This window comes from Croceibacterium selenioxidans (genome assembly GCF_018599195.1).
Lineage (GTDB): Bacteria > Pseudomonadota > Alphaproteobacteria > Sphingomonadales > Sphingomonadaceae > Croceibacterium_A > Croceibacterium_A selenioxidans.
In genome coordinates, this window is sequence record NZ_JAHFVK010000002.1 from 1,260,507 (window position 1) to 1,284,521 (window position 24,015).

Sequence of the window (24,015 nt, forward strand, 5' to 3'; positions counted from 1 at the left end):
GCCCCGCCGGAGCGATCCGGCGGGGCCTTTTCTTTGGCCGACGATCCGCGCATTCTCGACCCGGGAAGGACGGGACGACAATGAACGCCATCTACGACCGGATCGGGATCGACTACTCGCAGTTGCGCAAGCCTGATCCGAGGATCGCCTCGCGCATCCTGGAGGCGCTCGGACCGGCGCAGACCGTGCTCAACGTCGGGGCCGGGACCGGCTCCTACGAACCGCGGGACCGTCGGGTTACGGCGATCGAGCCTTCCCTGGAGATGATCCGCCAGCGCCCTGCTTCGGCGGCGCCGGCCATGCAGGGCAAGGCCGAAGCGCTGCCGTTCGCGGACCAGAGTTTCGATGCCTGCATGGCTGTGCTCACGGTCCATCACTGGGGCGACAAGAAGCAGGGCATGGCAGAGATGCGCCGCGTCACTCGCGGCCCGATCGTGGTGGTGACCTTCGATCCCGCCCACCGCGGCGCCTGGCTCAACGACTATTTCCCCGAACTCGTCACCCTGGACGAGACCCAGATGCCGCGCATGTCTGACTATGAGCAGTGGCTGGGCCCGGTCCGGATCGAACCGCTGCCGATCCCGCGCGATTGCACGGACGGTTTCCTTTACGCGTATTGGGCCCGGCCCGCCGCCTATCTCGACGAAGCGGTCCGTTCGGGCATCTCTTCGTTCTGGAAGATCGGCGGCTTGCAGGCGGGACTGTTGCGCCTGAGGCGCGATCTCGAAAGCGGAGAGTGGGAGCGCCGGTACGGCGAGCTGCGGGCACAGGAGGAATGCGATCTTGGCTATCGCCTGGTGACCGCAATCTAGCCCGTTAAGACTTCGGGCGGGGGCCTCGCGCAGGGGCCAGACGCCATGATCCTTTGGCTTATCGCCTCACTCGTTTGGGGGATCGGCCGGTTCTTTCGCCGCTACTAATTAGTCAAACATGTCCTCGCCGTGACCGCCGCCTAACGCTTGACTTACATTCTCAACTTAATAACTTGAGAAAGTAAGGAATCGATCCCGTCCTTGACACAAAGGCTCGTTCAGGGATCCGCGGCTTTTGAGCGGGAAGCAGCTTGCTCCGCGTTACCAACGGCTAAAGCGCGCGATGCCCAGGCGTCCACGCTCGGTGTCGTGTTCCCTCCGCAAGGGGAAATACGATGCGCAAGATCAAGCTTTCATAGATGGCCAGCACAGGGCCCCGTCCATCACCTGTGACACAATCCACGGCCTCGAGCCCCGTCGCGGCCCGTCACGACCGCGTGGTTGCGGCCCTGTGCCCCAGCCACATTCACGAAACCGCCCAGGCCGTTCCGGCGTTTCCCGGCGCCGAACGGCAGGTCGAATTCATCGGCCCGCCCGGGGTGGGAAAGTCGGCGATCTATCATGCCGCGCGAGCCCGGTTGGGAAGGCGCGGCAGCTATCGCACGGCGCAGGAAGGGAGGTTCCTGGCCGCGCTGGCGAGCCTGCACCGGGTAAGCCCGCTCCAGCGCCTGTCCTACCTGTCCGCGTTCCAACTGCCGCGCGTGGGTGAAGTCTACGCCCGGCGGCTGGCGGTGAAATCGTCGGAGGACTCGTTTCGACAGACCCTGCATGCCCAGGAGGCCTTCCTCGAATGTTGCAGCGAGATGGCGCGGACCGGCTTTGGTGACGCCTTCGCCCGGTTCGCCCGGCTGCCGATCATGCTGGAGGAACTGCGCGACCTGCATCTCTGGACCCGCCTGCCCTCCGAGGTGCACATCCTGCAGCAGGACGGCCTTGTCCAAAAAGGATGGGTTTGCGCGCGCGCTTCCAGGGAAGCTTACTTCTCTTCGGTGCCGAAGCCCGGCGCGGTCGTTCTCGTCGCGGCGCCGCCGGAGGTCATCGTGGAGCGTCTCCGTACCCGGGGGCGCAGGATCCACGCTCATCTGGGCCTGGGGGACAGCGAGCTTCATGCCGCATCCGTCGACGCGGCCGAGGCTTTCGATCTTGCCGCTGAACTGCTGCGCCGCCGTGGCGTACCCGTGCTCGAATTGAACGGCGAAGCCCCGCTCACCGATTCAGCGGAAAAGGTCGCGGAATTCTTGAGGAACAGAGTTGCTTGGCAGGAGGCCGGCTGATGGATTTTCAAGCTTTGAGCACAGCGTATACCGGCGAGGCCGCAGCAGGCTATGACGCCCGGCGCGCACCCACGACGAAATGGCTGACGGAGGACGAGACGGTCCGCGACTTGCTGCGGGTTCTGCCCCCAGGCGCCTCGGTCCTGGATGTGCCGGTCGGAACCGGGCGCTTCCTCGAACTCTACCAGGAGCGCGGCTTCAAGGTGGCCGGGCGCGACATTTCGCCCGACATGTTGCGGGCCGCGCAGGGCAAGCTGAACGAGTTGGACGGCCTCGATTGCTCTCTCGATCTCGCCGACATTCGCACTATCCCGGAGTACGACGGCCAGTTCGATTGCGCCCTTAGCGTTCGTTTCCTCAACTGGGTGGACGCGCGCGGTCTGGAGGACTCGCTGCGGGAGCTGCGGCGGGTGTCGAAGCGCTACCTGATCGTGGGCGTCCGCCACTGGGTCCCGCCCCGCGACTTGTTGCTCAACGGGCCGAAGGGGCTGCGCCGGTTCCTGCGCAGGTACCTGATCGACCTTAGGCGTTCGGTGAGAGACTGGTTCACACCCAGGCCGCTGAGAAAGGCCCGAACCAACCAGCATGAGAGGGAGGTGGTCCTCCACACCTTTAGCAAGCTGGGCCTGCGTATCGACGCCCAGCACCTCGTCGAGCACGGGCGCGACGGAACCGACTACTTCCTGTACCGCCTGGTCAAGGAGACGGTCTAGGGCAAGGTTGCCGGGCTACCCGTTGACGATCGTCCCGCCGTTCGGGTGAAGTACCTGGCCCGACATGTAGGAGGAGTCCTCGCAAGCGAGGAACAGGAAGGCCGGAGCCACCTCGTTTGGCTGTCCCGGGCGTCCCATGGGGGTGCTCTCTCCGAAATGCTCGAGCTTCTCGGGGCTGGCGCCACCGCAGGGGTTGAGCGGCGTCCAGATCGGGCCGGGAGCGACGGCATTCACCCGGATTCCGTCGCCGATGAGATTCTCGCTGAGTGAGCGGGTGAAGGCGGTGATGGCTCCCTTGGTGGCGGAATAGTCGAGCAGTTCCTTGCTGCCCTGGTACATGGTGACGCTCGTGCAATTCACGATCGTTGCGCCCTTCTTCAGGTGCGAGCGCGCGGCCTGCGTCAGGTAGAACATCGAGTAGATATTCGTCTGGAACGTGCGCTGCAGTTGCTCCGGGGTTATGTCGCGGATGTCCTCGTCAGGATGCTGCTCGCCGGCATTGTTGACCAGCACATCGAGGCGGCCCCACTTGGCAATAACCTTGGCGACGAGCTGCCCGGCCGTCTCGGGATCGCCGAGATCACCCGCGAAGAGCAAGGCCTCGCTGCCTTCCTGTTCGATTGCGTCGGCAGTGATCCGGGCATCATCGTCCTCTTCAAGATAGGCGATGGCAACTTTCGCCCCTTCGCGCGCGAAGAGTACCGCCGTCGCCCGCCCGATGCCGCTGTCCCCGCCGGTTACGATAGCGACTTTACCCTCTAGCCGACCGGAGCCCGGATAGCGCGGTTCCCAGTCGGGCTTGGGATCGAGCTGCGTTTCATGGCCGGGAAGGTTCGGCTCCTCCGGAATGGCTTCGACATGGGCTTTCTCAACGGTCTGGGTTTCGTCGGTCATGAGTCTGATCCTGCGCTTGCCTCCGAATGATCAATGAGTTGGCCCCATGCTCCGTTCCGGTGCGCCGTTCGCGGCCTGACGGCGGGCGTTCGCCCCACCGATCTCGGCCACTGCCGGGCTCTGCTTTTCTTTGCCCCCTGAAAGGCGGGTTGACGCACGCGCCGTTGTCCCCAGATGAGGGCAGATCATTTCCGGAGCATCCTGCGTGACCGACACCTCCGTCCTCTTTCAGCCTTTCAATTCGCCCAAGCTGACCTTGCCCAACCGCATCGTCATGGCTCCGATGACCCGCAACATGGCGCCCGAGGGCGTGCCGGCGCGGCCCAATGCCGACTACTACCGCCGCCGCGCCGAAGGCGGCGTGGGACTTATCCTGTCCGAAGGTACGGTCATCGCGCGGCCTGCCTCGCGCAATATGGCGGCGATCCCGTTCTTCCACGGCGAAGCTCCGCTTGGCGGCTGGCGCGGCGTGATCGAAGGCGTGCATGAAGCCGGCGGCAAGATGGGCCCGCAGATCTGGCACACCGGCGGCGTGCCTTCGTCCGACGCCACGTTCGAGCGCGGGCCGCTCGATACACCCTCGGGTCTCGACGCGCCGGGCAAGCCCGCTGGAGAGCCGATGACCGAAGAGGCGATCGCCGACACCGTGGCGGCCTTCGCTCGCGCCGCAGCCGATGCCAAGGCGCTCGGTTTTGACACGTTCGAGATTCACGGGGCGCACGGATACTTGATCGACCAGTTCTTCTGGTCGGGCACCAATCTGCGGGAAGACCGCTACGGCGGCGCGACGATTGCCGAGCGGTCGCGCTTCGCTGCGGAGATCGTGGCCGCCATGCGCGAGGCGGTCGGGCCGGACTACCCGATCCTCCTGCGCGTCAGCCAGTGGAAGCAGCAGGATTATGGCGCCCGGCTGGCGGAAACGCCGGAAGCCATGGAGCAATGGCTGGGCCCGCTGGTGGCTGCCGGGGTCGATATCCTCCACTGCTCGCAGCGCCGCTTCTGGGAGCCCGAGTTCCCCGAGATCGACGGCGAACAGGGCCTGAACTTCGCCGGCTGGGCCAAGAAGATCACCGGCGTTCCCACCATCAGCGTGGGTTCGGTGGGCCTCAATTCCGACTTCATCTCGACCTTCCAGGGCGGCAACGCCGAGTCCTCCGGGCTTGAGGGCCTGGTCACGCGGATGGAGCGGGGCGAGTTCGACCTCATCGCCGTCGGCCGCGCGCTGCTGTCCGATCCGCACTGGGTGGAAAAGGTGCGCGAGGCTCGCCACGACGACATTCGGGACTTCGACCCGGGCACGCTGTCGGTGCTGGCGTAAGCGCGAAAGCTTCCCCCCGCTGGGAAATCGCTTATGGGGCGAAACATGGTTGCAACCACCCGTTTCGCCCCTTCGCCGACCGGCCGGCTCCACGTCGGCAACTTGCGCACGGCGCTGCATAACTGGACGCTGGCGCGGAAGGCAGGCGGACGGTTCCTGTTGCGGATCGATGATACCGATGCCGCCCGGAGCGAGGAGCGCTTCGTCGACGCGATCCGGGCGGACCTTGCCTGGCTAGGGCTGGATCCCGATGGCGAGGAGCGGCAGTCGGCCCGCCTGGCCCACTACGAAGCGGCGTTCGAGACGCTCAAGGCGGCGGGGCGGGTCTATCCCGCATACGAGACGGCGCAGGAACTGGATCTTAAACGGAAGGTGGCCCTGGGCCGAGGGCTCCCGCCGATCTACGACCGCGCCGCGCTCGAGCTGACCGACGCGGAACGGGCCGCCAAGGAGGCCGAGGGCGTGGCTCCACACTGGCGCTTCAAGCTCGACCACGACGCGCCGATCGAATGGCTCGACGGCATTCGAGGGGCCCAGCACTTCGAGGCGGCGCAGCTGTCGGACCCGGTCGTGCGGCGAGCCGATGGCTCGTGGCTGTACATGATGCCGAGCGCGGTCGACGACATCGAGATGGGCGTAACCGACGTCCTGCGCGGGGAGGACCACGTGTCCAACACGGCGGTGCAGATCCAGATGTTCACCGCCTTGGGAGCCCAGCCTCCCCGCTTTGCGCACGAGGCGTTGCTTGTCGGCAGCGAGGGCAAGCTGTCGAAGCGCCTGGGCTCGCTCGGCTGCGACGCCTTCCGCGAGACCGGCATCGAGCCGGAGGCGATCGTCGCCCTGCTTTCCCGCATCGGCACCTCGCAGCCGGTGGAGCCGATCGCCGACCGGGCGGCGCTGGTGGATAGCTTCGACCTCGCCCACTTCGGCCGCGCCCCAGCCCGGTTCGACGAGGCCGAACTGGCGCGGCTCAACACCGCCATCGTTCACCAGTTTCCCTACGACCATGTGGCCCCACGCTTGCCCGAAGGCATGGGCGCTGAAGCCTGGGAAGCCATCCGCCCCAACCTCGAACGAGTCGAAGATGCTTCGGACTGGTGGAGCGTGATAACGGGCCCGATAGATGCGCCCGAGTTCGATGCTGAAACCCGGGCCTTTGTCGGCGAGGCCGCGCAGCTTCTTTCCTGGGGCGCCGATCCCTGGGGCAGCCTGACCGGCGCGCTCAAGGAAGCTACCGGGCGAAAGGGCAAGGCGTTGTTCCTGCCGCTCCGCCAGGCCCTGACGGGGCGCGATCACGGCCCCGACATGCACACCTTGCTGCCGCTGATTGGTGAGGGCGAGGTTCGCGCCCGGCTCGCCCGCGCCGCCACCGCCTGACGCTCAAGCGGCGCAATTCATCGAAAAAGCGCTTGCTCGGACGAAGCCCCATCATTAGCGGTTTATGTGATAGTATCACATACCATTGAACAGGGCCGCTCTCACATGAATGTCTTTCGCTTCGCGCTTTTCGCCGGGACCTCGCTCGCGCTCTCAGCTCCCGTCCTGGCCCAGGACGCAACTACCGCCCCTTCTTCGGACGCACCTGCGGCCACCAGCAGCGCGGACGATTTCCACGAAGACGTGATCGTCGTCACCGCGGGCGGCCTCAACCGGCTCGACATGCTCGCCGGGACTTCGGTGATGGACGGCGTGGATCTGCAGCGGAACCTCAGCGGACAGATCGGCGAAGTTCTAACCGAAATCCCTGGCGTCTCCGCCACCAGCTTCTCACCGGGTGCCTCGCGCCCGGTCCTGCGTGGCTTCCAAGGAGACCGCGTGCGCGTGCTGCTTGATGGCATTGGTTCGATCGACGCTTCGAACACTTCGGCCGACCACGCCGTGACCATCGATCCGCTGACGGCCGACAAAGTCGAAGTGCTTCGCGGACCCGCGGTGCTGCTCTACGGCAGCTCGGCCATCGGCGGCGCGGTCAACGTGATCGACAAGCGCATCCCGCAGAAGGTGCCGAACGAATCCATCCACGTCGATGCCCTGGTCGGCGCCGACACGGCCTACGATTTGCGCGAGGGCGGAGCTTCGGCGGACGTTCCGTTGTCGAGCGAGCTGGTGTTCCACGTCGATGGATCGTGGCGGAAGACCGATGACGTGGAAATCGCCGGGTACGCGCTGTCCGATTCTCTGCGCCAGGAATTGCTGGAAGAAGCTGCCGCCGATCCCGACCATGCCGACGCGTTGATCGCGCAGGCCAACCAGCGCGGCGTCCTGCCTTCGAGCGCGACGGAGACGCTCTCGCTCGGATCGGGTCTCGCCTGGATCGGTGATGGCGCCAGCCTTGGTGTTTCGGTCGGCTATTACGATACTCAGTACGGCGTTCCGATCCGTCCCGGCGCCCACGCCGACGAGGAGGGTGCGGTCTCGATCGATCTCGAGCAATGGCGAGCGGACCTTCGGGGATCGGTGGATCTTGGCGGCGGGTTCTTCGAACAGCTTAAAACCCGCTGGGGCTATTCCGACTACACCCACGTCGAACTTGAGGGCGACGAAACCGGCACCACTTTTGCGGTAAAGGGCGTCGAAGGTCGGGTCGAATTGATCCAGCGCGAGCAGGACGGATGGCGCGGCTCCTTTGGCGGGCAGTACATGTTCCGCGACTTCTCGGCCGTCGGTGAGGAAGCCTTTGTGCCGCCCAACACGACCGAGAGCTTTGCCGCTTTCACCTTGCAGGAGGTCGACCTTGATCCGTTCGAGGTGGAGTTCGGAGGACGTTTCGAGCACACTGGGATCAAGACCGAAACCTTGGGCCTCGACCGTAGTTTCAACGGCTTTTCCGGCGCCCTGGGTTTGGCGTGGAACGTTGCCCCGGACGTTCGCATCGGCCTCAACGGCTCACGCGCCGCTAGAGCGCCTTCGGCCGAAGAGCTCTTTGCCAACGGTCCGCACATTGCCACCCAGCAGTTCGAGATCGGCGATCCCGACCTCAAGATGGAGACCGCCTGGGGCCTCGAAGCCTATGCCCGAGCCGTGGTCGGCGGGGCTGACTTGGGGCTGAGCGTCTACCAGTCGTGGTTCGACGACTTCGTCTACCTTCAGGCCACCGGCGACGTGATCGACGAGCTGCCGGTCTACGCCCAGATGCAGCAGGGCGCGAAGCACTTCGGCGTCGAAGCGGAGGCCAGTGTCCCGCTATTCGACGTGGGGCCCTTCAAGGCCGTGGGCGACGTCCAGGGAGATTATGTCCGGGCTATCCTGGCTGACGGCACGCCGGTCCCGCGCATTCCCCCGCTCAGCGCACTGGGCGCTTTGGAACTGCAGTCCGATCCGGTGGACCTGCGGGCCGAAGTCCAATGGTTCGACGGGCAGGACCGGGTCGCGCCGCTGGAAACGCCAACCGAGGGATTTGCCCAGGTCAACATGTCGGTCGCATGGAAGCCGTTGCGCGGAGGCAAGAACGTTACAGTCATGCTTCAGGCAAACAACCTGTTCGACGTCGAAGGACGCCGGCACGCAAGCTTCACCAAGGACTTCGTCCCGCTCGCGGGTCGCAATGTGAAGGTGAGCGTCAAGACAAGCTTCTGAGCCCTATCCTCTCCGAGCTTCTCTCGGGGAGGACTTACACTTCGTCGTAGTGGAATGGAGCGATCACCGGCTCGGGGTAGGCTTCGTACTCGAAGCTCTGCGGTCGGTCCGGCTGGGCGCCATCGACCGACCGCAACAGCGGCACGCCCCCGCGGTGCCAGCCTTCGTCGTACTCGGTGTAGAAATTGACGATTCCGTGGAGGCTGGCGATGCGCCACTTCCCATCCTCGCGGATGTAGCGGTTCTCGTAAGTCGCCTCCCCCCAGCGGCCTTCCTTGCCCAGGGCGCCGACCATCATCAGCGTGCGCCAACGGCCCTTGGCCGTCCCCTTCTCGCTGTCGATGTGCAATACCGGCTGCAGCTGCATATGGTTGTAGATCACGCCGTAGCCATAGGGCGGCAAGCGATGGAGATACTCGCGCACCCGCTCGCGCCCGACATAGACGCCCCGTCCGGCGATCTCGAGCGTGCCCTCGCGAGCGAACAGTTCGGCCGCCTTGTCCCACAGGCCCTTGTCGACGAAGTAGCCGTAGGCTCCCTGGAGGTTGACGAGGTCGCGGTAGTCCTCGGCCGCCTGCGCGCGCTTCTCCAGGGCTTCCATCCGCGCGGTCAGCGCGGCGATCGGGTCGGTCATCGCAATCCTCTCATCCCCATCTTCGGCTGGACAGGGAACTTACAGTTTCGGCAGCGTCACTCCGCGCTGGCCCATGTACTTGCCCGAACGGTCGGCATAACTGGTCTGGCAAGGCTCGTTCCCTTTGAGGAACAGAAACTGGCAGGCGCCTTCGTTGGCGTAGATTTTCGCGGGCAGCGGCGTGGTGTTTGAGAACTCCAGCGTTACATGGCCTTCCCACTCTGGCTCCAGCGGCGTGACGTTCACGATGATTCCGCAGCGGGCATAAGTCGACTTGCCGAGGCAGATCACCAACACGTCGCGCGGGATGCGGAAGTACTCGACCGTGCGCGCGAGCACGAAGCTGTTAGGCGGGATCACGCAGACGTCGGTCTTGCGGTCGACGAAGCTGTTCGCGGCGAAGTCCTTCGGGTCGACCACCGCTGAATCGACGTTGGTGAAGATCTTGAACTCGTCGGCCACGCGCGCGTCGTAACCATAGGACGACAGGCCGTAGCTGATGCAGCCATCGCGCTTCTGGTGTTCGACAAAGGGTTCGATCATGCCGGATCGGCGCGCTTCGTCGCGGATCCAGCGGTCGCTGAGAATCGTCATGAGGCAGGGATTCCGGAGTGGGCGGGCGGGGGCAAGCTCGCCGAGGATTTATCCCCCGGCAAGCAGGCTCGCGTTGCCGCCCGCAGCGGTGGTGTCAATGGTCGTGACTCGCTCGGTGGCGAAGCGGACGACGTAGTTCGGGCCACCTGCCTTGGGTCCGGTGCCCGATAGCCCCTCACCTCCGAACGGCTGGCTGCCGACGACGGCGCCGATCTGGTTGCGGTTGACGTAGAAGTTGCCCGCTCGCGCGCGGCTTTCGACCAAACGGCGCGTGGCGTCGATGCGGCTGTGGAGACCCAGCGTGAGGCCATAACCGGTGGCGTTGATGGCCTCGATGACCTGCTCCAGCTCGCCTGCTTGGAAACGCGCGACGTGGAGGATGGGGCCGAAGTTCTCCTTCTGCAGGTCAGCGATCGAGGATACCTCGATGATCGCAGGGGCGACGAAAGTTCCGCCCGCGCACTCAGGCGGAAGCTCGCGCTGCCAGACCTTGCGGCCCGAGGCGCGCATCGCGCCCACGTGCTCGTCAAGCGACGCCTTCGCCTCGGCATCGATGACCGGGCCTACATCGGTGGCGAGGTCCGCCGGATCGCCGATCACCAGCGTCTCGAACGCCCCGCGGACCATCTCGATCATGCTGTCGGCCACGTCGTCCTGGATGTAGAGGACGCGCAGTGCCGAGCAGCGCTGGCCGGCGCTCTGGAAAGCCGAACTCATCACGTCACGGGTGACTTGCTCGGGCAGCGCGGAGCTGTCGACTATCAGCGCATTCTGGCCGCCGGTCTCGGCGATCAGTGTGGCGATCGGCGCATCGCGCGCGGCAAGGGTGCGGTTAATGATGCGCGCAGTTTCGGTCGAACCGGTGAAGGCGACTCCCGCGATGCGCGGGTCCGATGTCAGGGCGGCGCCAACGCGACCGTCACCCGGTGCGAGTTGGAGTACATCGTCTGGAATTCCAGCTTCGTGGCAGAGCTTTACCGCAAAGGCGGCGATGAGAGGGGTCTGCTCGGCGGGCTTGGCAATCACCGCGTTGCCTGCCGCCAGCGCACCGGCGCATTGGCCGATGAAGATCGCCAGCGGGAAGTTCCAGGGACTGATCGTCGCGAATACGCCGCGGCCGTGCAAGCGGAGCAGGTTCTGCTCTCCGGTTGGTCCCGGAAGCGGTTGTGGCGCGCTGAACAGCATGCGGGCTTCGCAGGCGTAGTAGCGCAGGAAATCGACCGCTTCGCGCAATTCCAGCACGCTGTCGGTCAAGCTCTTGCCCGCTTCGCGCTGACAGAGACTGATGATCTCGGCAGAATGCGCTTCGAAGCGCTCTGAAGCGCGGATGAGGCGGGCGGCGCGCTCTTCGCCTCCGAGGTTGTCCCATGCGGCCTGAGCAGCCTCGGCTCGAGCGAGCATCAGGTTCACGTCGCCGGGTGTGGCCTCGAGTGACTGGCCAATCAGGGTGCCTTTCTGTGGAGAGCGGACCTCACCTTGCGAACCGGCCGACGTGTTCGCCAAGGCTGTGGGTACCGCTGCCCAATCGCGGGTCTCCAGCTTCCGTAGTGCTGCCAGAAAAGGCTCGCGCACCAGCGGATCGGCCAAGTCGATGCCCGCGCTGTTGCGGCGGTTCGGATAGATCGAGACGGGGAGCGGAATGCCCGGATTGCGCCGCTGCTTGAGCGCTGCGAGCTCTTTCACCGGGTCAGCGACCAGTTCGGCGATAGGCACGTCGGCATCGGCCAGCCGGTTGACGAATGAGGAGTTGGCTCCGTTCTCCAACAGGCGACGGACGAGATAGGCCAGCAGGTCCTTGTGGCCACCGACCGGGGCGTAGACGCGCACGCGGGTGGGGCTGTCGCCCTCGGTTTCGGCCAACTCCTCGTAGACCTGCTCGCCCATGCCGTGGAGGCGTTGGAACTCAAGCTGCCGCCCCGCAGCTAACACCTTGATCGCGCCGACCGTGTACGCGTTGTGGGTGGCGAAGGCCGGATAGATCACGTCCTCGGCGGCCAGCAGCTTGGCGGCGCAGGCGAGGTAGGAGACGTCGGTCGCGAGCTTGCGCGTGAACACCGGGTAGTCGGCATGGCCACCGACTTGGCTCAGCTTGATCTCGCTATCCCAATAGGCGCCTTTCACCAGCCGTACCATCAGCCGCCGGTTGTGTCGCCGAGCCAGCGCCGCGACCCAGTCGCACAGCGGCACGGCGCGCTTCTGGTAGGCCTGGAGCGCGAGACCGAAGCCTTCCCAGCCGTTGGCGAACAGAGAGCCGTCCGCGACCAGGGCTTCGATCAAGTCGAGCGACAGTTCCAGCCGCTCGGCTTCCTCAGCGTCGATGGTGAAATGGATGTTCGCCCGGCTCGCCGCCAGGGCGAGGTCCCGCACGATCGGCAGCAGCGCCGCCTTGGCCGCATCGGCGTGAAGGAAGTCGTACTTTGGATAGAGCGCCGAGAGCTTGACCGAAATGCCCGGGCTCGAACGCATGTTGCCCGATGCCTCGCGCGCGAGGCGCTCGATCGCGGCCGCGTAGCTCTTCCGGTAGCGTTCCGCATCGGCCAGGGTCATTGCCGCTTCACCGAGCATGTCAAAGGAGTGCGTCTCGCCGGGGCGGGGCGAACTCGCGGCTCGCTTGAGCGCCTCGTCGATGGTGCGGCCGAACACGAACTGGCCGCCGAGGATGCGCATGGCCTGCAACGTGGCCTGGCGGATTACAGGCTCTCCCAGCCGGCCCACCGCGCGGCGCAGGGCGTTCGCGAACCCTTCGTCCTGCCGCGAGCTGCCGCGCAGGACCTCTCCGGTGAGCATCAACGAGAAGGTCGCGGCGTTGACGAAAGTCGAGTTCGAGTCGCCGAGGCGTTCGCCCCAGTCGATGCCCGAAAGCTTGTCATGGATCAGGGCGTCAGCGGTCCCGGCATCCGGGACCCGCAACAGCGCCTCGGCCAAGCACATCAGCGCGATGCCTTCGTCAGTGCCGAGGCCGTAAGTCGCAAGAAAGGCATCGAGCCCGCCCGGCTTACGGGCGCGGGCGCCTTCGATCAGCCGCGCCGCGAGCCTGGCGGCCTCCGGATGGACGGTAGAGGCGGGGGCAGCCTGGCGCAGCCTTTCTTCGAGGCAGGCGCCTTCTTCCTGGCGGTAGGCGGAGCGGAGCGCGGAACGATCGATTGCCATGTCCTGCGCCCTGCACCCGGTTTCAGTTGTAAGCAAGCGAGGGCAATTCCCGAGCTTCGTCAAGCCTCGGGAGTAGCAGCGTGGCGCGGACTAGCCCGCAACCCACTCATATCGGAATGCATCGCCATCGCGCTTCACATAGCCGGCGGAGGTGCGCCGGAAGTGGGCCGGGAAACACAGCGTGTCGGTGTCGGCGAGCCGCTCCATCGTCGCCTTGCGCACTTTGCAGGCCGTGGTGCCGTCGGCGTCGAAGGCGAAGGGCAGGTCGTGGCGGATCAGTTGCACCGGATGGTGGATCACGTCGCCCCAGAATGCTCCCGGCGCGCCGTCGGCCTGGGCGTTGATGATGCAGCAGCCGGGCGAGTGGCCGAATGCCGGTTCGAGCCACACACCGTCACCGATCTCGCGGTGGGTGATCGTGTCCTCGTCGACCAGGTCGCCCTGGCCCGCTTCCATCACCGGCACGATCGAATCGAGGAAGGCCGCGTTGTGCAATTCCTCGCCTTCGGGGTTGCTCTTGAAGTATTCGAAGTCGCGCTTGCCGAAAACGTAGCGGGCCTTCGGAAAGGTCGGCACCCACTTGCCGTTGTCGAGCCGGGTATTCCAGCCGACGTGATCGAAGTGCAGGTGTGTGCACATGACCATGTCGATGTCCTCGGGCGCGAAGCCGGCACGTCGCAGGTTGCCGAGGTAGTCGGTGTTAAGCTGATGGACTTCGGGCAGGGCGCGGTCCTTGTGATTGCCGCAGCAGGAGTCGACCAGGATGCGCAACCCGTCGAGCTCGATAACCCAGCTATGGACCGAAAAGGTCATGAAGCTGGTCTCGGGATCGGTAGTGATTTCGTCGGGCTGATCGTACCACCCCAGCAAGCGCTTCATGTCGTCGGCGGTCGTGCCGGGAAGCTGGCTCAACAGCGGTACGGGGCTATCCATCTCGTGCACTTTGTGGACGCGCATGCGCCCAAGCTCGATCGGCTTCATTGCTCTCTCCCTCGGCCTGTTCTAGCCGTTTCGCGATCTTTTGGGAGATAAGATGAGACAGGGCAACGGCATCGCCGATCAGCAAGTCCACGCCAACGGCACGGTCGCCGATGCGATCGCGGCGGTGCTCAAGCGCGAAGGTGTCGACATCGTCTTCGGCTATCCACGCAATCAGATCCTCGAAGCGGCGGCGCGGATCGACATCCGCACGGTGATCGTGCGGCAGGAGCGCACCGGCCTGCATATGGCGGACGCGGTCAGCCGCATGTCCAAGGGCGAGCGCATGGGTGTTTTCGTGATGCAGCAGGGCCCCGGAGCGGAAAACGCCATGGGCGGTGTTGCCCAGGCCTTCGCCGACAGCGTGCCGGTGCTGGTCATGCCGCAGGGCTATTCGCTGAGCCAGATGTACGTACCCTACAACTTCAACTCGACTCGATCGATGGCAACGTACGCCAAGCACGTCGAGCCGCTGACGAGCGGTGACCAGGTCGTGCCGGTGCTGCGGCGGGCCTTCTCGATGCTGCGTAACGGCCGCCCACAGCCGGTGGTGATCGAGCTGCCCTACGACGTGCTCGACAAGCCTTACGAGGGTGCCTTCGACTACGCGCCGGGCAAGGTCGCGCTGTCCCAGCCGGGTCAGGCCGATATCGAAGCGGCGGCCGACCTTCTGGTGAGTGCGGCCAACCCGGCGATCTATGCCGGGCAGGGCGTACACTGGTCGGAAGCCTATGCCGAACTTCGCGAACTGGCTGAGCATCTGGCCATTCCGGTGATGACGAGCCTGCCGGGCAAGAGCGCGTTCGACGAAACGCACCCGCTCGCGCTCGGCTCGGGCGGCAATGGCATCAACGGTTGCGTGAGGAAGTGGCTCGACGAGAGCGACCTGTTGTTCGGCATCGGCTGCAGCTTTACCGCGACGTCGTTCGGACTGACAATTCCCGAAGGCAAGCGGGTGATCCACTCGACACTCGATCCGCTCGATATCGACAAGTCGGTGCCAAGCGAGGTGGCGCTGGTGGGCGACGCCAAGCTGACGTTGGCCGCGCTGATCGAGGCGGTAAAGCGCCGGGTGCCGCTCCCTCGCGACGGCTCTGCGGTGGCGGCGAAGATCAAGGAAGCCGAAGCAGCCTGGTTCGCCAAGTGGCGGGCGAAGTGCGAGCAGGGCACTTCGCCCCTATCGCCATACCGCGTGCTGTGGGACCTGCAGCAAACGGTCGATGTCGCGAACACCATCATCACCCACGATGCCGGTTCACCGCGCGACCAGCTGGTGCCGTTCTGGAAGTCGACCACGCCGCACAGCTATATAGGCTGGGGCAAGTCCACTCAGCTCGGTTACGGCCTCGGATTGGCGATGGGAGCAAAGCTGGTCCATCCCGACAAGCTGTGCATCAACGTCTGGGGCGACGCGGCGATCGGGTTCACCGGCACCGACCTGGAGACCGCCGCGCGCGACCGCATTCCGATTCTCTCGATCCTGCTGAACAACTACGCGATGGCGATCGAACTGCCGATCATGCCAGTGGCGACCGACAAGTACCGCGCGACCGATATCTCGGGCGACTACGCGGCCTTCGCCCGCTCGCTTGGTTGCCATGGAGAGCGAGTCACGCAGGCGTCGGAAATCGTCCCCGCACTGCGCCGCGCCATTGCTGCGACCGAGGCCGGGCAGCCCGCGCTGGTGGAGTTTATTACCGAGCAGGAGACCGAAATCTCGCGCGGCTAGGGGCGGGCGTCCGAGTATCGGTAAGAGCCTCTTAACCACATTGCGTTCATATCTCTGACACCTGACGGGGTGGGGTACCTCCGAAGGAAAAGGGGTACCCGCAAGGGGTGGGGTTATGGACGATCTGCTGGCGGAATTCGTCGCCGAGACGCGTGAAATGCTGGCTGCGTTGTCGGGCGAGATTGTCGCCTGGGAGGCCGATCCCGCCGATCGCGCGCGCCTCGATACCATCTTCCGCTTCGTTCACACTGTGAAGGGCAACTGCGGGTTCTTCGATTTCCCGCAGCTCGAGGCGCTGAGCCACGCGGCGGAAGACGCTTTGTCCGACGTGCGCAATGGCCGCCGAAATGCCGATCGCCAGTTGGTCGACGCTGTACTTGCGGTGATCGACCGCATCGGCGTGATGATCGAAGAGATCGAGCGCGGCGAAGCCATCTCCGACGCGGCCGACGACAATCTGATTGCGGCGCTGAAGGGCGCGCCCGACGCCGAGGTGCATCTCGCCCCGGTTTCCGGTCAGCAGCCCACGGCCACAACTGCTGCCGAGCAACGCACTATCCGCCTCCCGGTTGACCTGATCGATCAGGTGATGAGCGGCGTTTCCGAAATGGTCCTCGCGCGCAACGACCTGGCGCGGCGAATGCAGCATATGGGGACCGATACCGGTCTCGAAACGACCTTCGCGCGGCTCTCCAGCCTGATCGCCGAAGTCCGCGACGCGATCACCCGCACGCGCATGCGCCGCATCGAAGGCCTGTTCTCGACTTTCCCGCGGCTCGTCCGCGACCTTTCCGCGGAGCTTGGCAAGCAGGTCTTCATCGAGCTGGAGAACGGCGAGGTGGAACTGGATCGCGAGATGATCGAACTGATCCGCGATCCGCTGCTGCACATCATCCGCAACGCTGTCGACCACGGCATCGAAGTGCCGGCCGAGCGCCGCGCCGCGGGCAAGCGCGAAGCGGGCATGTTGACCATCACGGCCCGCCAGACCGGCAACACGATCTGGATTGGCATCCAGGACGACGGTCGCGGCATCGACTGTGACAGGCTCGCCGCCAAAGCAGTCGCTGCCGGTCTGCGGACCGAACAAGAAGTCGCTGCGCTGAGCCGCGCCGAACGAATCGAGCTGATCTACGAGCCGGGCCTGACCACCGCTGACGCGGTAACCTCGATCTCCGGCCGCGGAGTCGGCATGGACGTGGTGCGGGCCAACCTCGAGAAGTTTGGCGGTACGCTCGAAATCGAAACCACCGCCGGCGAAGGCACGCGCTTCCTGATCGGGGTTCCGCTGACGCTCAGCATCCTTCCCAGCCTGACGATCGAGGCGGGCGGGCAGAAGTTCGCCATCCCGCGCTCTTACGTCGAGGAAATCGTCAGCACGGCCGGGGGGCAGCTGGAGTTCGCCCAAGTTGGCGAGCGCCGCTACATGACCTTCCGCAATCGCCGACTTGCCTGTGTCTCACTGGGAGATGCGCTCGCACTTGAGCGCCCGGCAGGCGAGGAAGAGCTGTTCGTTATTCTTCGCCTCGGATGGGGCGACCTTTACGCGCTGGCGGTCGACCAGATCTTCGACCACCAGGAGTTGGTCATCAAGCCGCTGTCGCCCGCCATCATGGAGAGCGGCTTGTTCGTCGGCTGTACCCAGCTTGACGACGGCACCCCGGTTCTCGTGCTCGACGTCGCGGCCATCGGTTACAGCGCGGGCATTCCGCGCGAATTACAGCGCCCGGTGGCGCCGAGCCAGGAGTCGGAAGCCATCGAGAGCGAAGGCCTGCGCGTAGTCCTTTTCCGCGGCCTCGACGGCGAACGGCGGGCGATTGCCATGAGCGTGGTGGAGCAGGTCGAGCGGACCGCTTCGTCCAACATCCGTCACCCAGGGCCCGACGCGCAAGTCGTACTCGGCGAAGACATCCTTTCGATCGCGGGCGTACCGGAGGCCCCCGAACTTCCGGAACGATTCACCGTACTCAAGCTCAACGATGGGGGAGAGCGGATCGCCTACGCGGCTCGCGAAGTCCTCGACATCTCGACACTCACGGGCGAGCTCAAACACGTCCAGGGCCAGACCCTGGTTGCCGGTGTCACGCTGGTGGACCGGGAACCCGCCGAGCTGGTGGATTGCCACGCCCTTTTCGCCCGTCATGTTTCGCGGCAGATTGGCACCCATGCCCTCACTTGCCGTCTCGATGGCGAGGATGCGTGGATGCGCAGTTTTCTCGGGCCGATCATCGAAGCTGCCGGCTATCGCGTCGTCGAAGGCACTGGTCCGGCGGATGTCGTGTTCGTCGACGACGGGACCGCGCGCGAGGAACTGGGCGTGGCACGCAAGGCCATTCGCTTGCGGAGTGCGCCGGGCTCGGCCGGGGGCTCGGACACAATCTATCGCTATGACCGCGCGGGCCTGATGGCGGCGTTGCTGCGTGTTGGAGAGGAGCTCGCGGCGTGACGGATATGCTGCTCGTCGTCGTTCTGGCTGGCCGCAAGGCGGCCCTGCCGGCGGGGAAAGTGAATTCGGTCATCGAACTCGCGGAAGTCACGCCGGTGCCGCGTGCGGCGGACCATATCCTCGGCCTGTCGGCCTTGCGTAGCCGCCCGCTGACTGTCGTGGATTGCACGGCGGCGCTTGGGCTCGGCCAGTACGAGGCAGGCTGGCAAGGAAGCCGTGCGGTGGTCGTGGAACACGAAGGGCATCTCTACGCCCTGCTGGTCGACGGCGCGGACGATATTGTCGCGGCGCTGGACGAACCGGGCCCGCTTGGCGCGGACCCGGGACCAGGCTGGCGCAACGGAGCGCTCGGCCGGGTCGAAACCGAAGCCGGGGCTTTGCTCCTTCTCGACATTCCCGCCCTCATCGCCGGACCCGGCGCTGTAGTGGCGGCTTAAGGTTATCCTTACACACATGGCCTATTCGGCGAAAAAACAATGGGGTCTCGGCACATGAAACACTGTCTTATCGTCGATGATTCGCGAGTAATCCGGAAGGTCTCCCGACACATCGTCGAAAGCTTCGAATTCGAGGTTTCCGAGGCCGAGAACGGTCGCGATGCGCTCGTCAAGTGCGAGGAAAGCATGCCGGATCTTATCCTCCTGGATTGGAACATGCCGGTCATGAACGGGATCGAGTTCATCGCCGCGCTGCGCAGGTTGGCCGGTGGAAACGAGCCGAAGGTCGTGTTCTGCACGACTGAAAACGACGTCGCCCATATTCGCGAAGCTATCGAAGCCGGTGCGGACGAATATGTGATGAAGCCATTCGACCATGAAACCTTGCAGATGAAGCTGCAGCTCATCGGCGCAGCCTGAAGGCGAGGGTAAATATGGGCACCGCGCCTGAGCTCGCGGTTCGTGACAGGGGCGGCCTGCCGGCGGCTCCCGTCCGGGTCCTCGTCGTCGACGACTCCCCGACGGTTCGCGCGGTTTTCGCGCGGCTGATCGAAACGGAAGCCGACCTTGCGCTGGCAGCCTCGCTGGGCTGTGCCGAAGACGCTCTCGAAGTGCTGCATCAGACGCCCGCCGACGTCATCCTGCTCGACCTCGACATGCCCGGAATGGGCGGCCTCGACGCCATACCACGCCTGCTGGAAGTCGCCTCTCCGGCTCGCATCCTGGTGGTGTCCTCGCTCGCGGTGCGGGGCGCGGAGCACACCCTTTCCGCCTTGTCGCTGGGCGCCGCGGACACCCTGGCCAAGCCGAGGCCGGGCGAGTTCGGCGGTGAATACCGTGCGACCCTGCTACGCAAGATCCGCCTGCTGGGCCGAGTAGCCAAGCGCGCGCGCCTCAGGTTGGAGCCTCCAGCTCCACCGCCTCTTCTTCGCCCGTGCGGTACGATCACCCCGCATGCCCTGGCGATCGGCGCCTCGACTGGCGGCATTCATGCCGTCGGGCAATTGCTCTCCGCGCTGTCGGCGCAAGTGAGTGTGCCGATTTTCATCACCCAGCACCTGCCGGGCTCGTTCATGGAGCCGTTCGTGCGCCAGCTTCGAGCGGCATCGGGCCGTGAAGCCCGAGTGGCCGAAGACGGGCTGATCGTTCGCCCGGGCCAGATCATCGTCGCGCCGGGCGATGCCCACCTTACGGTGGTCGCTAGCAAGGAAGGGCCGTTCGCGATCCGCCTCGAACACGAAGCGGTCGAGAGCGGTTGCCGACCCTCGGTCGATCCCATGTTTGCCAGCTGTGCCCGGCTTTACGGCAGCCACGCGCTGGGCGTCGTCCTGTCGGGCATGGGTCGCGATGGGGCCGATGGAGCGTCGCGGATCGTCGCCGCCGGGGGGACCATTCTCGCCCAGGACGCCGCCAGCTCCGCGGTCTGGGGCATGCCGGGCGCGGTGGCAAACGCGGGTCTCGCCTCCGCCTTGCTGCCGCCAGACCAGATCGCCCATCGAATTTCCGAAGCCGCAGGTGTTGCATGACTGATCATAGCCAGAACGCCCTCGGCATTGTCGCCGGATTGCTCGAAGCCCGCACCGGCCAGAAGCTCACCAGCGATCGGCTCTGGCGCGTCGGTACGGCCTTGTCCGGCGTCCTGCGCCAGAACGAGTTGGAATCGCTGGAAGACCTGGCACAACGCCTCGGTAAGCCCAATCAGGGCGCGCTGGCGCAGAAGGTCGTCGAAGCGCTGCTCAACAACGAGACTTATTTCTTCCGCGACCGGGCCATGTTTGACCAGCTCAGCAATTCGGTCCTGCCCTTGCTGGCCAAGCGGCGCGAGGCGACGAAGCGGCTCTCCATCTGGTCGGTCGGGTGCTCGACAGGGCAAGAAGCCTACTCGGTCGCGATGCTGTTCGCAGAACTGCCGACGCGGTGGCGCGGCTGGACCATCGAAATCCTCGGTACCGATGTCGCGCGCTCGGTCGTCGAGGCGGCGCGGGAGGGCAACTTCTCGCAGTTCCAGATCCAGCGCGGACTGGGCGTCGCGCAGATGGTCAGTTTCTTCGAGGAATCGCGCACCGGGTGGCGTGCCAAGGAGAACCTCCGCAAGATGGTTCGGTTCGAGACGCACAACCTGCTCGACACACCGCCCGAGCCGGGCCGCTTCGACCTCGTCTTATGCCGCAACGTCCTGCTTTACTTCGACCGCGCCACCAGGGAACGGGCCTTCGTACGCCTTTCGACGGCGCTCGCGCCCGATGGTCTGCTGATGCTCGGGGCCGGTGAGACCACCGTTGGACAGACCGAAGTTCTTGTTCCTGAAACCAGCGGTTCGGGTTTCCACCGCCTGGCTGTCGGCGCACCGACCTCGGGGGCAAGGGGCGCGCTGGGCATCGGCCAGCCCCTCGGCAGGGTCGACCTCACGGGAACAAGGTAAATCCCAAGTTACGATACCTTAAGAGGTTCGTTCTATCGCAATCACTGGAATCATCGGGGGGAAGGGTTTCCAGGCGTGTTGCATGCGATTGGCCTGAAGCAAATGCGTCCAGCGGTGCTCGTCATCGCGCCGGTCGCTGTGCTCTCGCTGATCTCTGCGACGGTCCTCGCGATGCTGCTCAACCGCGCAGGCGCGGACTTGAGTTCCTCTCAATCGATCCTGGTCACCGGCGGCCTCGCCTATGGCACCGCGGTTATCCTGCTGATCCGCTTCGGCCTGTCCAGCGTCGGCAAGCTCGAGGACCTGGGACTCACCGATACCCTTGCGGCCATGCCCAACCGGCGGGCCCTGCATCTTGATTACGCTCGCGCCGCCCCTGGGACCGAGAAGGCCCTGGCGTTGCTCGACCTCGACGGCTTCAAATCCGTCAATGACCAGTACGGCCACTTTGTCGGAGACAAGCTGATCAAGGAATGCGCCAAGATCCTGGCCGAAGTCTGCAGCAAGGATGGACGTGCTTACCGCCTCGGCGGTGACGAGTTCGCGATTCTTGTGATCGGTCCCATTGCCGGCAACATCCTGGAAGGCATCTGCCACACCTTGTTGGCGCGGTTAGGCCAGTCCGTGACCATCGACGAACGCAAGCTCCTGATCGGCGCCAGCGTAGGCCTGTCGCGTAGTAGCCGCAGGGACGAGTTGACCTCGTCCGAATTGCTGCGCCGGTCGGACATGGCGATGTATGTCTCCAAGGATGCGGGCCGGAACCGCTGCACCTGGTTCAGCGACGATTTCGACCGTAACCGCGACGTGACTCAACAGGTCGAAGCGGAACTGCGAGAGGCGCTGCGCCTGCAGGAGTTCCGGGTTGCCTATCAGCCCCTGGTCGACGCCAAGAGCGGTGACATCGTCGCGGTCGAGGCTCTGCTCCGGTGGGAGCGAGCGGACGGTTCGACCGTCAGCCCCGGTGTGTTCGTGCCGATCGCCGAGAAGTGTGGTCTGATCTACCAGATAGGCCTGTGGGTGCTCCGCACCGCTTGCCGCGAGGCCATGGCCTGGGATGAGATCAAGCTTTCGATCAACGTCTCGCCAGTGCAACTGCGCAATCCTGAATTTCCCGTCGAGCTCGGCCACATTCTTGAAGAAACGGGCTTTCCGCCCTCGCGCCTGGAGCTCGAGGTGACCGAAACCTATCTCGTCAGCGATCCGGTGGTGGCCAATCGCAATCTCGACGTGATCCGCAAGTTTGGTGTCGGCATCGCCCTCGATGACTTTGGCACCGGCTACGCCTCGATCGGCTTCCTGCGCAATTTCCGCTTCGAGAAGCTCAAGCTCGACCGCACCATGATCGTCGATGCCGGCCTCGACAGCGGCTCGCTGGCCATGATGGCCTCGAGCATCGCGGTGGCCCGGGCGATGGACATGGAAGTCACGGCCGAAGGCGTCGAAACCAAAGCCCAGGCCGATCTCGTGCGCACCGCCGGGTGCGACCAGATTCAGGGCTGGTACTACTACAAGGCGATCTCGGCGGGCGAAATCCGCGGCCATTTGGACGAGATCCGGGACCGCAACAACACATTGGGTATTGGGGAAGCACATGGACATGTCGGATAAGCTCGTGGCCGAAGGGGCCGACGAACTCGAACGCGAGCGCGAGCGGCTGAAGGCGGCCGTCGAGTATTATGGCACGCCTCAAGGTGACAACTCGGTGTCTTCGATCGGTGTGCGCATCAAGCTGATGTTCAGCGCTTCGGCGGGCGCCTCCACCTTGCTCGGTACGCTGGCGCTGGCCGGACTGATGGGCAAGGGGACTGGGAACGGCGGCCTGCTGATCGCCATGGGAATGGTCGCGCTGGCCACGGTGGCGATCTCGATCGTCTCGATCCGCTTCGTGCAGGACCAGCTGGTCCATCCGGTCGAGACCCTCTGCTCTGCCATGCGCGAGCTGGCCCAGGGTAACCGCGAAGTCTTCGTCCCCCACGTTGACCGCCAGGACGAGGTCGGCGCGATGGCGCGCTACCTCGTGGTGATCAAGAAGGCCGCCAACAAGTTCGACCGCATGCGCAAGGAGCGCGAGGACGCCGAGGCCGAGGAGCAGCGCCGCACCGCCGAAATGCAGGCGGAGCGCGAAGAGCATAGGGCGAAGCAGGCCGAGACGCTGCGCGAGCTGGCCAACAAGTTCGAGCGTACTGTGGGTGAGATCGTCGGCGGAGTGGCTGCCGCCTCGACGCAGCTTCAGGCAACCGCGAGTTCGATGGCGTCAGCCGCCGAGCAATCGTCGATGCAGACCGGCGACGTCTCATCCAGCCTCAACGAAGCGTCCGCCGGCGTTACGGCCGCGGCGGCGGCGAGCGACGAGTTCGCGATGTCGATCGGTGAGATCAGTCGGCAGGCCTCGACTTCAGCCGAGCTGGCCCGCAAGGCGTCGACCGCGGCCGAAGAGGCCGACAGCACGATTTCGGCTCTGACCCTTTCGGCAAGCCAGGTCGGCGACATCGTCGAAATGATTTCGACCATCGCCCAGCGCACCAACCTGCTGGCGCTCAACGCTTCGATCGAGGCGGCGCGTGGCGGCGAGGCGGGACGCGGGTTCGCGGTGGTCGCGGCGGAGGTCAAGGAACTCGCCACCCAGACCGGCAAGGCGACCGAGGAAGTCTCGGGCCAGATTCGCGCCATCCAGGAAACCACTTCGGCCAGCGTCGAGGCACTGCGTTCGATCGCCAAGCAGATTGCCCAGCTCGAGGCCACCTCGGTTTCGATCGCCGCGGCGGTGGACCAACAATCGGTCGCCGGGCAGGATCTCGCCCGCAGCATCGATCTGGCGGCGCGCAATACCGAGGACGTGTCGACCAACATCGGCCAGCTGCGCGAAACTTCGCTGGCGACCGGCGCGGCGGCCAGCCAGGTGCTGACCAGCTCGACCGAGCTGGAGCAGCAGGCGTCGGTGCTCAAGAACCAGGTCGACGAATTCCTGAGCCACGTCCGCGCGGCTTAGCGGCTAAATCCTCCCTGTCGCGTAGCGATAGGGAGGGGGACCGTCC

Annotated in this window: 19 protein-coding genes; 14 read left to right on the forward strand and 5 right to left on the reverse strand. The window is 65.2% G+C overall.

All coding sequences use genetic code 11. From position 1 onward, the window contains the following. Window positions 1-80: 80 nt before the first annotated feature. From KK137_RS14925 to KK137_RS14935, 3 genes are all read left to right on the forward strand, one after another. Complete coding sequence (locus tag KK137_RS14925; RefSeq protein ID WP_214537320.1) at window positions 81-812, forward strand: class I SAM-dependent methyltransferase; 732 nt, start codon at window positions 81-83, stop codon at window positions 810-812. A gap of 437 nt (window positions 813-1,249) precedes the next feature. Further along, window positions 1,250-2,086 carry a hypothetical protein gene (locus KK137_RS14930; protein ID WP_214537321.1) on the forward strand — a complete coding sequence of 279 codons (837 nt, stop codon included), beginning with the start codon at window positions 1,250-1,252 and terminating at the stop codon, window positions 2,084-2,086. Further along, entirely contained in the window at window positions 2,086-2,799 is a 714-nt protein-coding gene (locus KK137_RS14935) for a class I SAM-dependent methyltransferase (protein ID WP_214537322.1), read from the forward strand. The genes KK137_RS14930 and KK137_RS14935 overlap by 1 nt, the downstream gene beginning before the upstream one ends. A gap of 15 nt (window positions 2,800-2,814) precedes the next feature. On the opposite strand, the gene KK137_RS14940 is transcribed toward KK137_RS14935, so the two are convergent. Next, complete coding sequence (locus KK137_RS14940; RefSeq protein ID WP_214537323.1) at window positions 2,815-3,693, reverse strand: SDR family oxidoreductase; 879 nt, start codon at window positions 3,691-3,693, stop codon at window positions 2,815-2,817. Window positions 3,694-3,898: 205 nt separating this feature from the next. Here KK137_RS14940 and KK137_RS14945 point away from each other — a divergent pair, with 205 nt between their 5' ends. From KK137_RS14945 to KK137_RS14955, 3 genes are all read left to right on the forward strand, one after another. After that, window positions 3,899-5,011 (forward strand): NADH:flavin oxidoreductase, encoded by a 1,113-nt coding sequence (locus tag KK137_RS14945; RefSeq protein WP_214537324.1) that lies wholly within the window; start codon window positions 3,899-3,901, stop codon window positions 5,009-5,011. A 45-nt stretch (window positions 5,012-5,056) separates the two neighbouring features. Then, window positions 5,057-6,388, forward strand: coding sequence for a glutamate--tRNA ligase (locus tag KK137_RS14950; RefSeq protein ID WP_214537325.1), 1,332 nt, complete (start codon window positions 5,057-5,059; stop codon window positions 6,386-6,388). A 105-nt stretch (window positions 6,389-6,493) separates the two neighbouring features. Further along, window positions 6,494-8,587, forward strand: coding sequence for a TonB-dependent receptor (locus tag KK137_RS14955; RefSeq protein WP_214537326.1), 2,094 nt, complete (start codon window positions 6,494-6,496; stop codon window positions 8,585-8,587). Between the two features lie 34 nt (window positions 8,588-8,621). Here the strand turns inward: KK137_RS14955 and KK137_RS14960 are convergent, their stop codons facing one another. The 4 genes from KK137_RS14960 to KK137_RS14975 all read right to left on the reverse strand — a co-directional run bounded on the left by KK137_RS14960 (window position 8,622) and on the right by KK137_RS14975 (window position 13,946). Next, complete coding sequence (locus KK137_RS14960) at window positions 8,622-9,221, reverse strand: nuclear transport factor 2 family protein (RefSeq protein ID WP_214537327.1); 600 nt, start codon at window positions 9,219-9,221, stop codon at window positions 8,622-8,624. 39 nt (window positions 9,222-9,260) lie between these two features. Continuing rightward, entirely contained in the window at window positions 9,261-9,815 is a 555-nt protein-coding gene (dcd, locus tag KK137_RS14965) for a dCTP deaminase (RefSeq protein ID WP_214537328.1), read from the reverse strand. 48 nt (window positions 9,816-9,863) lie between these two features. Further along, the gene (putA, locus tag KK137_RS14970; RefSeq protein WP_214537329.1) at window positions 9,864-12,965 is read right to left on the reverse strand and encodes a bifunctional proline dehydrogenase/L-glutamate gamma-semialdehyde dehydrogenase PutA; all 3,102 of its coding nucleotides are present in this window, start codon (window positions 12,963-12,965) and stop codon (window positions 9,864-9,866) included. A gap of 90 nt (window positions 12,966-13,055) precedes the next feature. After that, window positions 13,056-13,946, reverse strand: a complete 891-nt coding sequence (locus tag KK137_RS14975) for an MBL fold metallo-hydrolase (RefSeq protein ID WP_214537330.1) — start codon at window positions 13,944-13,946, stop codon at window positions 13,056-13,058. A gap of 52 nt (window positions 13,947-13,998) precedes the next feature. Here KK137_RS14975 and KK137_RS14980 point away from each other — a divergent pair, with 52 nt between their 5' ends. The 8 genes from KK137_RS14980 (at window position 13,999) to KK137_RS15015 (ending at window position 23,969) form a co-directional block, all read left to right on the forward strand. Then, a complete protein-coding gene (locus tag KK137_RS14980) occupies window positions 13,999-15,672 on the forward strand; it encodes a thiamine pyrophosphate-requiring protein (protein ID WP_214537331.1) in 1,674 nt (557 codons plus the stop codon). A 115-nt stretch (window positions 15,673-15,787) separates the two neighbouring features. Further along, window positions 15,788-18,118, forward strand: coding sequence for a chemotaxis protein CheA (locus KK137_RS14985; protein ID WP_214537332.1), 2,331 nt, complete (start codon window positions 15,788-15,790; stop codon window positions 18,116-18,118). 5 nt (window positions 18,119-18,123) lie between these two features. Beyond that, complete coding sequence (locus KK137_RS14990; RefSeq protein ID WP_250893996.1) at window positions 18,124-18,555, forward strand: chemotaxis protein CheW; 432 nt, start codon at window positions 18,124-18,126, stop codon at window positions 18,553-18,555. 54 nt (window positions 18,556-18,609) lie between these two features. Next, window positions 18,610-18,975 carry a response regulator gene (locus KK137_RS14995; protein ID WP_214537334.1) on the forward strand — a complete coding sequence of 122 codons (366 nt, stop codon included), beginning with the start codon at window positions 18,610-18,612 and terminating at the stop codon, window positions 18,973-18,975. A gap of 14 nt (window positions 18,976-18,989) precedes the next feature. Next, on the forward strand, window positions 18,990-20,081 hold the full coding sequence (cheB, locus tag KK137_RS15000; RefSeq protein WP_214537335.1) for a chemotaxis-specific protein-glutamate methyltransferase CheB: 1,092 nt from the start codon (window positions 18,990-18,992) through the stop codon (window positions 20,079-20,081). Continuing rightward, the gene (locus KK137_RS15005) at window positions 20,078-20,977 is read left to right on the forward strand and encodes a CheR family methyltransferase (RefSeq protein ID WP_214537336.1); all 900 of its coding nucleotides are present in this window, start codon (window positions 20,078-20,080) and stop codon (window positions 20,975-20,977) included. Before cheB ends, KK137_RS15005 begins: the two co-directional genes overlap by 4 nt. A gap of 102 nt (window positions 20,978-21,079) precedes the next feature. Then, window positions 21,080-22,588, forward strand: a complete 1,509-nt coding sequence (locus KK137_RS15010; protein ID WP_250893868.1) for a putative bifunctional diguanylate cyclase/phosphodiesterase — start codon at window positions 21,080-21,082, stop codon at window positions 22,586-22,588. Beyond that, window positions 22,578-23,969: a methyl-accepting chemotaxis protein gene (locus KK137_RS15015; protein WP_250893869.1), complete on the forward strand. Its 1,392-nt coding sequence runs from the start codon at window positions 22,578-22,580 to the stop codon at window positions 23,967-23,969. The genes KK137_RS15010 and KK137_RS15015 overlap by 11 nt, the downstream gene beginning before the upstream one ends. Window positions 23,970-24,015 lie beyond the last annotated feature (46 nt).